Origin of the sequence: Asaia sp. BMEF1 (assembly GCF_051628905.1) — a bacterium.
Classification (GTDB): Bacteria; Pseudomonadota; Alphaproteobacteria; order Acetobacterales; family Acetobacteraceae; genus Asaia.
In genome coordinates, this window is sequence record NZ_CP157575.1 from 3377684 (window position 1) to 3389905 (window position 12222).

Annotated in this window: 12 protein-coding genes and 2 tRNA genes; 7 read left to right on the forward strand and 7 right to left on the reverse strand. The window is 57.5% G+C overall.

All coding sequences use genetic code 11. The annotated features are described in order from the left end of the window. Nucleotide 1: 1 nt before the first annotated feature. The gene (gene prfA, locus ABHV46_RS15110) at nucleotides 2–1066 is read left to right on the forward strand and encodes a peptide chain release factor 1 (protein WP_438382149.1); all 1065 of its coding nucleotides are present in this window, start codon (nucleotides 2–4) and stop codon (nucleotides 1064–1066) included. 32 nt (nucleotides 1067–1098) lie between these two features. Here prfA and ABHV46_RS15115 read toward each other — a convergent pair whose 3' ends face one another. Beyond that, on the reverse strand, nucleotides 1099–1539 hold the full coding sequence (locus ABHV46_RS15115) for a hypothetical protein (protein ID WP_438382150.1): 441 nt from the start codon (nucleotides 1537–1539) through the stop codon (nucleotides 1099–1101). Nucleotides 1540–1571: 32 nt separating this feature from the next. On the opposite strand from ABHV46_RS15115, the gene prmC reads away from it, so the two are divergent. Then, nucleotides 1572–2450, forward strand: coding sequence for a peptide chain release factor N(5)-glutamine methyltransferase (prmC, locus tag ABHV46_RS15120; RefSeq protein WP_438382151.1), 879 nt, complete (start codon nucleotides 1572–1574; stop codon nucleotides 2448–2450). A 260-nt stretch (nucleotides 2451–2710) separates the two neighbouring features. Continuing rightward, the gene (locus ABHV46_RS15125) at nucleotides 2711–3112 is read left to right on the forward strand and encodes a DUF4167 domain-containing protein (protein ID WP_336945523.1); all 402 of its coding nucleotides are present in this window, start codon (nucleotides 2711–2713) and stop codon (nucleotides 3110–3112) included. A 16-nt stretch (nucleotides 3113–3128) separates the two neighbouring features. Here the strand turns inward: ABHV46_RS15125 and ABHV46_RS15130 are convergent, their stop codons facing one another. Both ABHV46_RS15130 and ABHV46_RS15135 read right to left on the reverse strand, forming a co-directional pair. Next, nucleotides 3129–3992, reverse strand: coding sequence for a glycosyltransferase family 2 protein (locus ABHV46_RS15130; RefSeq protein WP_438382152.1), 864 nt, complete (start codon nucleotides 3990–3992; stop codon nucleotides 3129–3131). Nucleotides 3993–4056: 64 nt separating this feature from the next. Beyond that, nucleotides 4057–4131: transfer RNA gene (locus ABHV46_RS15135), tRNA-Met, on the reverse strand. A 190-nt stretch (nucleotides 4132–4321) separates the two neighbouring features. On the opposite strand from ABHV46_RS15135, the gene ABHV46_RS15140 reads away from it, so the two are divergent. After that, nucleotides 4322–5530, forward strand: a complete 1209-nt coding sequence (locus ABHV46_RS15140; protein ID WP_336945521.1) for a mechanosensitive ion channel family protein — start codon at nucleotides 4322–4324, stop codon at nucleotides 5528–5530. 311 nt (nucleotides 5531–5841) lie between these two features. Beyond that, nucleotides 5842–6129 (forward strand): hypothetical protein, encoded by a 288-nt coding sequence (locus tag ABHV46_RS15145; RefSeq protein WP_438382153.1) that lies wholly within the window; start codon nucleotides 5842–5844, stop codon nucleotides 6127–6129. A 71-nt stretch (nucleotides 6130–6200) separates the two neighbouring features. Here the strand turns inward: ABHV46_RS15145 and ABHV46_RS15150 are convergent, their stop codons facing one another. The 3 genes from ABHV46_RS15150 to ABHV46_RS15160 form a co-directional block, all read right to left on the reverse strand. Then, nucleotides 6201–7193, reverse strand: coding sequence for a bifunctional enoyl-CoA hydratase/phosphate acetyltransferase (locus ABHV46_RS15150; protein ID WP_336945519.1), 993 nt, complete (start codon nucleotides 7191–7193; stop codon nucleotides 6201–6203). Between the two features lie 453 nt (nucleotides 7194–7646). Beyond that, complete coding sequence (locus ABHV46_RS15155; protein WP_336945518.1) at nucleotides 7647–7859, reverse strand: hypothetical protein; 213 nt, start codon at nucleotides 7857–7859, stop codon at nucleotides 7647–7649. A 661-nt stretch (nucleotides 7860–8520) separates the two neighbouring features. Beyond that, nucleotides 8521–8595, reverse strand: a tRNA-Val gene (locus ABHV46_RS15160). An 85-nt stretch (nucleotides 8596–8680) separates the two neighbouring features. Between ABHV46_RS15160 and ABHV46_RS15165 the strand changes: the two genes are divergently transcribed. Next, nucleotides 8681–9574, forward strand: a complete 894-nt coding sequence (locus tag ABHV46_RS15165; protein ID WP_438382154.1) for an N-formylglutamate amidohydrolase — start codon at nucleotides 8681–8683, stop codon at nucleotides 9572–9574. A gap of 155 nt (nucleotides 9575–9729) precedes the next feature. Beyond that, nucleotides 9730–11208 (forward strand): malate dehydrogenase (quinone), encoded by a 1479-nt coding sequence (mqo, locus tag ABHV46_RS15170; protein WP_438382155.1) that lies wholly within the window; start codon nucleotides 9730–9732, stop codon nucleotides 11206–11208. Between the two features lie 476 nt (nucleotides 11209–11684). Here mqo and ruvX read toward each other — a convergent pair whose 3' ends face one another. Continuing rightward, a complete protein-coding gene (gene ruvX, locus ABHV46_RS15175; RefSeq protein WP_438382156.1) occupies nucleotides 11685–12167 on the reverse strand; it encodes a Holliday junction resolvase RuvX in 483 nt (160 codons plus the stop codon). Nucleotides 12168–12222: the final 55 nt, after the last annotated feature.

Genomic DNA, 12222 nt, shown 5'->3' on the forward strand with positions numbered 1-12222 from the left:
CGTGGCTCTCGACGACAGGCTGGAGCGTATCGTCGCCCGGTCGGATGAATTGCAGGCGCTGATGTCCAGCGGCGAAATCCAGGGTGACGATTTCGTGCGGGCCTCGCGCGAATTCGCCGAGCTGGAGCCGGTTGTCTCGTCCATCCTAGCCTATCGTCGTGCCGATACGGCGCGCAAGGATGCTGTTGCCCTGCTCGAAGACCCTGAGATGCGCGAGCTGGCCCAGGGCGAGATAGATGAAATCGAGGGGCAGCTCGAGATACTGCACCAGCAGGTTCGTCTGGCGCTTTTGCCTCGCGACGAAGCCGATGAGCGCAGCGCCATTCTCGAGATACGCCCTGCCGCGGGTGGGGATGAGGCCGCACTTTTCGCGGCTGAGATTTTTGGCGCCTATAAGCGTTTTGCCGATTTGCATGGCTGGCGTTTCGAGATCATGGAATATGACGAAAGCGATCTCTCGGGATTGCGCGAGGGCGTCGCGACTATCTCGGGGCGGTCTGTTTTCGCGCGTCTGAAATACGAATCAGGTGTTCACCGTGTGCAGCGCGTGCCCGCGACGGAGAGTCAGGGACGTATTCATACGTCAACGGTAACGGTCGCCATCATGCCGGAGGCAGAAGAGGTCGATGTCGCGATCGACGAGGGCGATCTGCGCATCGACGTTTATCGTGCCTCGGGCGCAGGTGGGCAGCACGTCAACAAGACCGAGAGTGCGGTGCGTATCACCCACATGCCCAGTGGCGTCGTGGTGGCAATGCAGGAAGAGAAGAGCCAGCACAAGAACAAGGCCAAGGCAATGAAGATTCTGCGGGCCCGTCTCTATGAGAGGCAGCGCGCAGAGGCCCATGCAAACCGCGCGGCCGATCGCAAGTCACAGGTCGGCACAGGCGATCGCTCGGAGCGCATCCGTACCTATAATTTCCCTCAGGGGAGGGTAACCGATCATCGCATCAACCTGACCTTGCACAAGATCGACCGTGTCATGCTCGGTGAATTCGACGAAATTGTCGATGCCCTGGCCCGGGAAGAGCAGACGGCTCTTCTGGCGGCAGAGGGGCTGAGCTGAGGCAGGCCCCTGTTACGTTGACCCGGTCAGGTTCAGCTCACAGGAGAGGCGCAGATATCCGCGTGGCCAGGATGATGCTTGGCGACCTCGGAGTCGGTCGGATCGCGCAGAAAGAAATCGGTGAAGCCTTCATCGCCGAGGGCTACCAGATGATGCCCCTCGGGATGGGTCAAGGTGCCTTCACTGCTGACCTGATGTGTTTCGGCACGCCCTTCGGCGTTGACCACAGTAATCTGACCGCAGAGCGCGTAGCTGTGATTGACGCGCCCGAGAGGGATCTCGATTTTTTTTGTCAGGCTGGGCGTCTTGTCATCAAGGCGGAAGGTCGCGGCGAGTATTCCGTCGATGTAGAGGCGCGATATCTCCGAGACTTCGATGGGCGCGCGGTCATCGGTAACGGTAAAGCTCTCGGCCAGAGCGATACCGGGGCTGGCGCCGATCGCGACTGCCAGCAGGAAGAGTGTCTTTCTCATTTCCTTTTTATAGGATGATTCAGGAGTTTTTGGTGAGCGGTAATCGACCTGCCCTCAAGGATGTGCTGATCGAAACGGCTGCCTCCCTGCAAAAAGCGGGTATCGAGGCGCCGCGCATGGAGGCCCGTCGCCTTGTCTGTTGGGCAATCGGCTGCGAAGCGTCTGCTCTCCTCTCGCTCGATCACCTGCCTGAGGACGCGGCGCCCAAACTTGCTTGCGGCATTGCCCAGCGTTGTACGCGCCGCCCACTCGCGCTCATCGAGGGCCAGGCGGGATTCTGGACCCTGATGCTCTCGGTATCCTCGGCCACGCTCATTCCCCGAGGCGATAGCGAAACCTTGATCGAGGCCCTGCTGAGCCTACGGCCGGATAAGAGAAGTGTACGCTCGATCCTCGATCTGGGCACGGGCACGGGTTGTCTGCTTCTGGCGGCGTTGAGCGAATACGGTCAGGCCTATGGCGTTGGTGTCGATCTCGCGCCAGATGCTGCCGCTCTTGCCAGGGCCAATGCCTGGCGCAACGCGCTCTCCTCCCGTGCCAGCTTTCTTGCAGGAAGCTGGTTTGCAGCGCTCCGCGGGCAATTCGACGTGATTGTAAGTAACCCGCCCTATATTCGCGCGGGCGATCTCGAAGGGCTGATGCCCGAAGTGCGCGACCATGAGCCAGCGCGTGCGCTCGTTGCAGGAGAAGACGGGCTCGATGCCTATCGGCTCATCATCGCTCAGGCGCAGGCTTATCTTGCCCCTGACGGGCTGTTGATTTTCGAGATAGGGCAGGGGCAGGAGACGGAAGTCACAGAGCTGGCAGCAATAGCCGGTTTTGCGCTCGTCGAGGCCAGAGCCGATCTCGGCGGGATCGTCAGAGCATTGTGTTTCGAGCGCTCTCTTACCCCGTCACAGTCTTATGCATGAAAACCATTGGCAGAATGGCGTAACCTTGCTAGTTTGAGCAGATCGACTTGCCCGGGTCGCGGTGATGCCCACCGACACGGCAAGGCGTCTTCCGCCCCTCGCAATGATCTTGATGATTGAGCTGAGCGGATTACCGGCCTGATCTCGTAATCCGGCCATCATGAGACAAACCAAGGGTCATTCATTCCCTGCAATCGCTTGGATCCCTCTCGTGACGGATCGGGATTGCGAATACGAAAGTGCTACGCGGATCCATGAACATGAAACGTATGAGAAGCCGTCACCATCGCCCGAGCGGTGGCGGGTCGCGTCAATCCAATGGTCAGACGCCTCTGAATCGCAACCATGTCTTCGATAGCAATGGCCCTGACATGCGTGTGCGCGGCACCGCCCAGCAGCTTTTCGAGAAATATCTCCAGCTCGGCCGCGATGCGACGGGCACTGGCGACCGAATTCTTGCCGAAGCTTATTTCCAGCATGCCGAGCATTATTTCCGCATCCTGAACGCCATGACGCAGGCCGCGCAGCAGAGCCAGATGGAGCGTCAGGAGCGTCATCAGCAGCGCGCGCGCAGCCAGCAGGAGCAGGATGATCGTCGTCAGGGCGATGAGTCGGGCGCGGAAAACGACAGCGAAGAGCAGGTTGAGGAAACCGCAGAGTAAGAGCCTGTTCTCTCCTTCAGAAAAGACCCCTGAACCGTTTGGGCAGGGGCCAGAGCCTGTCACCCGACAGACTCAGATCGATCGGGTAGGGATCTCCGGCCCGTTCGACACCTTCCCTGACGAGGCGCTCGCGCCAGTGCGTCAGGGTCGGATCGTCTCCAAGTAAAGTCGTTTCCTCAGGTGTCAGGCCAGCCATACCGGCCAGCATCTCACGCCACGCTCTGTTGGACATGCGCTGATGGGCGCCCGCCTGTCTGCTGCACCAGGCCTGTTTGCGTGTGCGTGCGAGCCGCCTCAGCCCCTCTTTCAGATCGCTATAGCGCAGATGAAAGAGCATGAGCGCCGGATCGGGGCTCGGCAGGGATTCCTTCACGCTATGGAAGCCGGGCGACCAGGTTGCAGGTGTCCTTATCAGGCAGGGCTTGCACATAGCGGCTGAGAAACGAAGCGATTTGCGTTGCAGCGATAGGGGGCGGTTGAAATCGAGGTCGGGCTCTTGCTCGGCATGATGAATCAAGTCAAACCCTATGGCCGTCAGATAGGGCGCTGATCGCGAGGCGCAGAGCGCCTGAAGCGAAGGAAAACATGCGGGATCTGCTACCAGTATTTCGTCGACGTCGCAGTAGAGAACCGTTTCGTACCATTCCAGAAGTCCGGCGCAAAAGGCGCTAATCGCACGCGTGCGCTGGGCATCGTCCTGGGGCGAACGAGGAATGCGCAGACGGTTGCAGGGCAGGGCGTCGGTCGAGCCGTCATCCGTGCCATGATCGATGACGTAGCACCGTTCCATGCCGACGATACGCGCATAATGACGCAGCCAGACCGGCAGAAAGACTGGCTCGTTATAGACCATCGTAACGACTGCAAGAGGCGCTCTCATGAACGTTCTTAACGCAGGCGAAAGAAACTTGTCTATCTGATGCGAAGGGAGAGAACCGGTCGGATGGTAGCGGCGGACGGATTTGAACCGCCGACCAAGGGATTATGATTCCCCTGCTCTACCGCTGAGCTACGCCGCCATCGCGACCGGTGGGCGTGGAATTAAAAGGGTTGGGCGGATGTGTCAACACTCTGACGCGAGGTTTTTGCGCGCATCGTGTTTTTGCGCCTTCGGCACTCTGTGGCATTGTGCGCCAATGGGTTAGACGATGCGTTACTCCTCAGCGCGCCCAATACGCCTCATCCCTCTCAAGGATCTGGATCTCAGATTTGAAGCAGCAGTTTCTCAGCTCCCTTTTCGTCCTGCGCTCCTATTTCGACTGGCTGCCCGCCCAGCTCGTCTCCATTCTCATGCTCGTCGTGCTCGCCATAGTCTCTTTCTATGCCAGCAAACTCATTTCTGTGGTCATCCTGCGTATTTTCGGCAATCGCGAAGATGCGGTGCTGCGCAAGATCATACTGGCCATGCGTCGGCCTGTGCGCGTCATGGTTGTGCTGGCGGTGCTGCTCTCGGCGCTGCCCGCAGCCTCGGGATTTACCTGGGAAACGACACAGCTTTTGCAGAAGCTGCTGCTGTTTATCGGTATTCTGATGGTCGGTTATGCGGCGATCGTGGCTTTCAGAATCATGACTGAAGCCTATCTGCAGCGCATCACCTCGCGCGACCATTCGGACGATATCATGATCAGGACGCATCAGACCCAGATCAGGGTATTGCGGCGCCTGATCGAAATTTTGGTCGGTATCGTCACGGTGGCCGCAGCGCTCATGACGTTCGATTCCGTCCGGCAATATGGCGTGTCTCTTTTCGCTTCGGCCGGGGCGGCGTCGCTGATTGTCGGCCTCTCGGCCCGAGGGTTGCTCACCAACCTTCTGGCCGGGGTACAGATTGCCATCACCCAGCCGATCAGAATGGAAGATCTGATCATCATCAATGGTGACTGGGCCTGGGTGGAGGAAATCACGTCGACCTATGTCGTGTTGCGCGTCTGGGACTGGCGCCGCCATATCGTGCCAATTTCCTATTTTCTCGAAAACCGCTTCGAAAACTGGACCCATAATTCGGCAGCCATCATTGGTGTGGTGTTTCTTTATGTCGATTATGAAGCGCCCATTGAAACGATCCGCGGCTTCCTTGGAGAAATCATCAAGACCTGTCCACTCTGGGACGGCAAGGTTTTCGATTGTCAGGTGGCGGATTGCGACGCTCATACTCTCAAGATCCGTATCATCGCCAGCGCGCGTAACGCGTTGCAAAGCTGGGATCTTCGTTGCGACATCCGGGAGAAAATCATTCTTCGTATGCGCGCCGAGTGCCCTGAAGCATTACCGAGGTCTCGCTTTGCAGTCGTGCCGCCACGTCCCGGCGAGGATGCATGGCCCAGCGCCGAGGCTATATCGCCGCCGATCGATCGACCGCCTCCGGGGTCTTATATGGGTCCCGGTACCGTCATGCCTCGGGGAGGCGCAGATCTTTGAGAAAAAAGCGGCGTGTGAAGGTTCTGAGAGCGTGCCAGTGTAGTTCAAAAATCGTCATTTATCTTGTCTCCTGAGGCAAGATAAATACGCTAAACACGGCGCCTCTATGGCAATTAATTCACGACACTGTCATATTAATTGACACCAATGGAACTGGCTTTCGTGCCGAAAGAGAGAAATTTCTCGGGAAAAATACCGCAAGAACAATAGATTGCTGTCAATAATCAATAATGCGGATGAAGCTAGCGAAACGTTAATATTCAGGCTGAAAAAGTGATCCTGTTGGATCTCGCCTGGGGGAGTGAGAAGTTTTGACCACTTATCTCGTCGTTTATGAAAAGAAGCAGGGCGACTCCTACGAAGCGGTTGAGCAGAAGCTCGCTAGCTTCGGTGAGGCCTTTCATGAAATCGATAATTTCTGGATCGTTGCGTCGAACCTGATTATCTCGGATCTGCGCGACGTGCTCGCCAAGCTTTTGCCGGACGGGACGAAGCTGATGGTTACGAAATATGTGCCTCATAATGCCATGGAGATGGGCGCGGCGGCCTGGCATGGCTTTGCCCTGCCTCAGGAAAGCTGGCTGGCGGGGCGGCTCTAGGGCTCGCCTATAGGGCGCCCGGCAGCGCCCCTTCCCGCGGCACATCTCCGATTGGGATAGTCGATCGTTTTTCAGTCGTTTGCGCGTTCCTCAAGGTGACGCGCATAAAGAGCGCCGATAGCCGTTGAGGCAAGTCGCGCCGTCGCATCATCGGCCCGGCTGGTCAGCAGCACGGGCACTTTTGCCCCCATGACAATTCCCGATGTCGCGGCTTTGCCCAAAAAGGCCAATGTCTTGACCAGGATATTGCCTGATTCGAGGTCAGGAGCGATCAAAACCTGAGCGCGACCTGCAACTGGAGAATCGACTCCTTTAATTTCTGCCGAGCCGAGGCTAACGGCGACATCCAAAGCCAGCGGGCCGTCAAGCATCGCTCCGGTAATTTCCTTGCGATCAGCCATTTTGCAGAGGCTGGCTGCATCGAGTGTGCCCTGAATTTTCGTATTGATCGTTTCCACAGCGGAGAGCAGAGCAACGCGTGGTGTGCCGAGGCCGAGAGCATGATGTAGATCTATGGCGTTCTGCACGATGTCGCGTTTGGTCATGAGATCCGGCGCGATATTGATGGCTGCATCGGAGACCAGAAGAAGGTCGGGATAGTCTGGCACGGCGATGCAAAAGACATGGCTCATGCGCCGCTTCGTGCGCAGCCCGCTCTCCTGCCTGATGACGCCTGCCATGAATGTGTCCGTGTGAAGGCTCCCTTTGGTCAGGCCGAACACCTCGCCTTCATGTACGAGTGCGATCGCTTGCTTCACCGACTCCTCCGGGCTTGTTGCGTGCTCGATACGCATACCGTTGATGTCGAGCCCAGCCTGGGCGGCGGTCTGCTCAATGAGTTCGCGGTCGCCGACCAGTATCGGTATGATGATCCCGTGCCGGAAGGCTTCGACGGCCCCTCCAAGCGCGTGACTGCTACAAGGCCAGACGATGGCGTAGGGTACAGGGCCGAGCCGGGAGGCCTTTGCTACCAAGGCGCGCATGAGAGCGTGACGTTCGGGAAAAACCTTAGCAAGAGCATCGTCCACAGGAACTCGCTGCGGTGTCAGGGTCGATGAGGGCATGAGCGCGCTGGTCTCCAGATTCGAGTCGACTCTACAGAACCAGGTCAGCACGGAAAGATTAACTGTACCCGGCTATCTGAGGCAGAGTGGCCCGGCGAACGGCCGTCAAGGCGCTTAGGGTTTGCCTGAAAAGCCAGACCTGATCCCGACACCGCCATCTAGGTCGTTTGCCTTCGATGCTCTGTCTCTCAACGCATAGCAGAAGCGGCACGAAAGACATGGATCAGGTTTTCTTGAGTGGTGCTGCGCCAGCAAGATTTGGCAATCGTACAGCGCTCCTGAATCACATGAATGTCATTCATGGGTGTCGGCGCAGGATAGTGCCCCGTCAAAGCAGACAGGCACCGCACGAACCTGCATCCAGATTTTAACCTGCTTGGCCTCGATGGGGGTCAGTCAGTGGCAGCACGTTACCGAGAGCTGAGGCCGTTTCTGGGTATAGCTAAGGTGGAATCAGCGGGAGGAGCGGCCCTCGCGTGCCGGTCTGATGATTCCAATTGCAAGACGCGCAAAAATCATGAGCAAACCACCAATGAAAACCGCCTCTCCGAGTAGATCGAGCGTGTCGGTCAGCGGTGACGTTTCCTGCGTGGAAAGTGTAGCGAGAGCTGAAGAAATTGCCCAGATGCAGAGCGCCAGAAGAATGGGAAGCGAATTTCTGAGCATGGTTGTCCCAAACATTATTTCATGTTTTTCACGCAAAGGTGTTGAGCAAAGTTAACGTTGATTAACGATCGGATTGCAAGACAATTTTGCAGTAAAAAATAGTTTTTATAATCGGTATCTTTTTTCAATTTTCTTATTTACCAGAATTTTCTGTATGCGCAGAGGCTCGTCACGAGTACTATTGTGTCATAGTGTTGCCCCATCCGCCGTTCTGTTCATGGTAGGCAAATAATGCCTATTAAGAGCGGGTTGACGGTAATTATTCTCAAATTTACGGTTTTCATAAATTCGTGATTGGCGGGCAGCTATTTCATTTTTGAAATAATTCCGATTACGAAAATCTGGTGTAAGCAGACCACGACGCTTCGAGCAGGATTTTCACGCTATGTGGGCTGGGGTCGGGCGTCATGATGACGCGACGTTATGCAAGAAAAAGAGGGTTCAGGTTCGGACTGGCGAGGGCGGGACAGCGCCGCTGACAGGGCCCGAGCTGCGACGATCCCGGAGGGGCTCCGCGGCGCTTTAAGGCTATCAGCCCAGCGCATCTGTCGAAGAAGAAGGAGGGCTTGATAGAAAAAAACTACGACGTCCCGTCCATTGGTGATAATGGCGGCGCTGGCAGCATTTTTTTGCGTTTTTCCGGATACTTCTACGGACCGGATGGTGGGCGCAACAGGGATTGAACCTGTGACCCCTACCATGTCAAGGTAGTGCTCTACCGCTGAGCTATGCGCCCATCCGGTCCGTGAGCGGCCTTTTAGCGGGCGTTGACGAGGCTGGCAAGATGGGTTTTCTAAAAAAATCACCAAACCGGAAAAAAAATGAATCCAGGCGCTCCGGCGGAGCCAGAGCTCTGTCTTTCAAAGAATTTTCTGCTGCATGACGTTGCCGAGCCTGCTTCGCCACTAGTGCTGGCGTCGCCGCATTCGGGGCGCTGTTATCCGAAATCCTTTCTTCAGCAATCACGCCTCGATCTTCTTTCTCTGCGTCGCAGCGAGGACGCTTATGTTGATAGGTTATTTGAGGCTGCGCCACGATGGGGGGTGCCACTTCTCTGCGCGACGTTTCCGCGGTCTTATTGTGACGTGAACCGTTACGCATGGGAGCTGGACCAAGGAATGTTCCGTGAGCGCCTGCCAGAAGGCAGCCTCACGAACACTGACAAGGTACGTAGTGGCCTGGGTATGATGGCGCGCATTGCCGGAGCAGGGCGCGGTATCTACCGTCATCAGTTGCCCGTGTCGGAAGCACGATTACGCATCGCTTCCTGCTGGCTGCCTTATCACGAAGCACTGGAAGCGATGATCGAGCGCAGTCTCGCGCGCTTTGGCGTCTGCCTGATGATAGACCTTCATTCCATGCCCAGTTTTGCCCATCTGCGACTGCCCGATATCGTGCTGGGCGACCTCCATGGAGAGAGCTGCGCCAGACATGTTGTGGATGGGTTGGCTGCCAGCTTGTCGGGAGCGGGTTTTTCTACAGGGCGCAATCGGCCTTATGCGGGTGGCTATATAACCGCGCGTCACGGCAAGCCATCCGGGGGCGTTCACGTCATACAGATGGAAATCGGTCGCGGGCTCTATCTCGATGAACAGGCTGTTCAGCCCTCTGCGTCCTTCGACTCGGTTCAGACGCGATTCGAGCATTTTTTGCCTGAGGCGATCACTCTGGCACGTAAGCTAGAGCCGACGCAGAGCGAGCGCGTCTGCGCCTGACAGGCGCGCCTTGCGATCAACTCCGGCTGATTGCGCAGCAAGGGGGCTCGATTGATACCACCAAGCTGTGTTTCAAAGAGCGCCTGACTTGCGGAACGACGTCTCGTCGCGCCGGTTAAGCATATGGTATTTCACAAGACTGGAAGACTTGCCTCATGACCTTTACCCCTGAAGAGCGCCCGGATATCGTCCTGATCGGTGCGGGTGTCATGAGCGCGAGCTTTGCAGCGCTGATCCGGTGTCTCGACCCGTCTCTGACGCTTAGCGTGTTCGAAACACTCGATTCCTGTGCCAGAGAAAGCTCCGAGGCGTGGAACAACGCCGGAACCGGTCATGCCGCCTACTGCGAGCTGAATTATACGACGCGGCGTAAGGATGGCAGCATCGATATCGCGAAGGCGCTCGATGTAAACACGGAATTCGACCTGTCGCGTCAGCTCTGGACGCATCTGGTCGAAAAAGGCTGGATCGACGATCCGTCTGCGTTCATCCGTAACTGCCCGCATATGAGCTTTGTGCGCGGTGAGGAAAACGTGGCGTTTCTGCGCGCCCGTTACGACGCTATGGTGCGGCATCACTGTTTCGATACCATGAGCTACACCGAAGACCCTGCTACGATTGCGCAATGGGCGCCGCTCATGATGGGGCGCCGTGCCTCAGGCGAGAAGCTGGCCGCAACGCGCGTGACCGAAGGCACGGATGTCGATTTCGGCACGCTGACGCGCCTGCTCTTTTCCAAGCTGGGGCGCGAGCAGGGTGTCGGTCTCCATTATCGCCACAAGGTGACAGCGCTCGCGCGTGAGCCAGGCGGACGCTGGCGGGTGAGCACGCTGAACACCTCGACTGGTGAGACGAAGAGCGTCTCTGCCGGTTTTGTCTTCGTCGGGGCAGGGGGGGCGGCTCTCGATCTTCTCAAACGCGCCGATCTGCCGGAAGCACATGGTTATGCTGGCTTTCCTGTCAGTGGGCTTTTCCTGCACGCCGATAATCTCGATCTCTGCCAGCGTCATACGGCCAAGGTCTATGGCAAGGCTGCGGTCGGTTCGCCTCCCATGTCGGTGCCGCATCTCGACACCCGCGTAATCGGAGGCAGGCCCTATCTGCTTTTCGGGCCCTATGCGGGGTTCACGACCAAATTCCTCAAATCGGGTAAATGGACCGATCTGCCGCGCTCTATTACGCGCGACAACATCAAGGCGATGCTCGATGTCATGGTCGATAATCATGATCTGGTGCGCTATCTTGTCGGTCAGGTAATGCAAAAGCAGTCGTCGCGTTTTGTGGCGTTGCAGGAATTTTACCCTGCGGCGCGTGAGCAAGACTGGCGCGTGGCAGTGGCCGGTCAGCGCGTACAGATCATCAAGACCGAGAATGGTCGCGGGACCCTGAAATTCGGCACCGAAGTTCTGGGCGCGCAGGATCGTAGCCTGGCTGCGGTACTCGGAGCATCGCCCGGAGCGTCGATCGCGGCTTCAGTGGCGTTGCAGGTCGTGACTAAAAACTTCGCCCATCGTCTTCCCGAATGGCAGGAGAAGCTTAAAAAAATCATCCCTAGCTACGGTATCGATCTACGCAAGGATGAAGCCGCCTGCCGCGCTATACGGGAAAAGACCGGTAGAGCTCTAGGTATCTGAACTGCCGTCGGCCTGACCGACTCTATGGGTGGTTTGCAAGGGCATCGTTCTGCGTGGCACGCATCCGCCCTGCGGCATGGGGGCGTCGCGAATGATACCCTTCCGACGTGCCTGCGCAGCGCAACTAGGGTCGGAAATCCTGCGCCGCCAGGCAATAGCACCTTCAGGGCGTTCCGGTAGGTCAGTGGCGCTGCATCTGTATAACGAGCGTCTTGTCGCTTTCTGAGTGATCTTGATTGGGCGGGCGAGAGCATTACTGTCTTTTTTTTGGAGCTCGGGCGTGTCTTGCGAAAATGGCGCCATTGAAATGTGGCGCCCTAGATAAGGTTCTGCTTGTTGACCGCCGTGAGTAGGCATCGCCTTGGATCATCTGCTGGACTAGTCGCATTCCGTCCGAACGCGCCTCAGGCGCTACCATATGACGACTGCTTGAGCCGAAGCAGATCCTGAGTGCGATGTGATCCAGTCATGACGGGTCAGATCAGCTCTTCCCGTTCCGGCGCCGTGGCATCCAGCCAGGATTGAAGCGTATACGCGGCGGCCATTTTATCTACCACCTCAGCGCGTCGTTTACGGGTCATGTCGGCTTCCTGAATCAGAAATCGGTTGACCGCGCTCGAGGAGAGTCGCTCGTCCCAGCAACAGGCGGGCAAACCGAGGCGGTTCGAGAGTTCGGTCATCCAGTCCTGCGCCGCGCGTGCGGCAGGCCCGAAAGACCCGTCGAGCGAGAGGGGGAGGCCGCAGATAAGGCCACCGATCCCTTCGCGCTGCACGATCCTGCCGATTTCCTGTGCTGTCTCGCCGAATTTTCCGCGTTTGAGGCTCTTATAGGGCGAGGCCAGCATGAGCGTGACATCGCTCAGGGCGAGACCGATCGTCTTCTGGCCGGGGTCTAGCCCAAGCAGCCTCAGGCCGGGGGAGAGGGCGTCGCGCAGGGCGTATGGATTGAACAGACTCATGGGAAGGCGTTATGATCTCGCTAAATTCTGGACCGTCGGGATTATCCGCTCACTT

Bases quoted from the DNA above. Each gene is read 5' to 3' on its own strand.
- ABHV46_RS15115 (WP_438382150.1), bottom strand. From the start codon at position 1,539: ATGAGAAAGACACTCTTCCTGCTGGCAGTCGCGATCGGCGCCAGCCCC.
- ABHV46_RS15125 (WP_336945523.1), top strand. From the start codon at position 2,711: ATGAAACGTATGAGAAGCCGTCACCATCGCCCGAGCGGTGGCGGGTCG.
- ABHV46_RS15130 (WP_438382152.1), bottom strand. From the start codon at position 3,992: ATGAGAGCGCCTCTTGCAGTCGTTACGATGGTCTATAACGAGCCAGTC.
- ABHV46_RS15150 (WP_336945519.1), bottom strand. From the start codon at position 7,193: ATGCCCTCATCGACCCTGACACCGCAGCGAGTTCCTGTGGACGATGCT.
- ABHV46_RS15155 (WP_336945518.1), bottom strand. From the start codon at position 7,859: ATGCTCAGAAATTCGCTTCCCATTCTTCTGGCGCTCTGCATCTGGGCA.
- ABHV46_RS15165 (WP_438382154.1), top strand. From the start codon at position 8,681: ATGAATCCAGGCGCTCCGGCGGAGCCAGAGCTCTGTCTTTCAAAGAAT.
- mqo (WP_438382155.1), top strand. From the start codon at position 9,730: ATGACCTTTACCCCTGAAGAGCGCCCGGATATCGTCCTGATCGGTGCG.
- ruvX (WP_438382156.1), bottom strand. From the start codon at position 12,167: ATGAGTCTGTTCAATCCATACGCCCTGCGCGACGCCCTCTCCCCCGGC.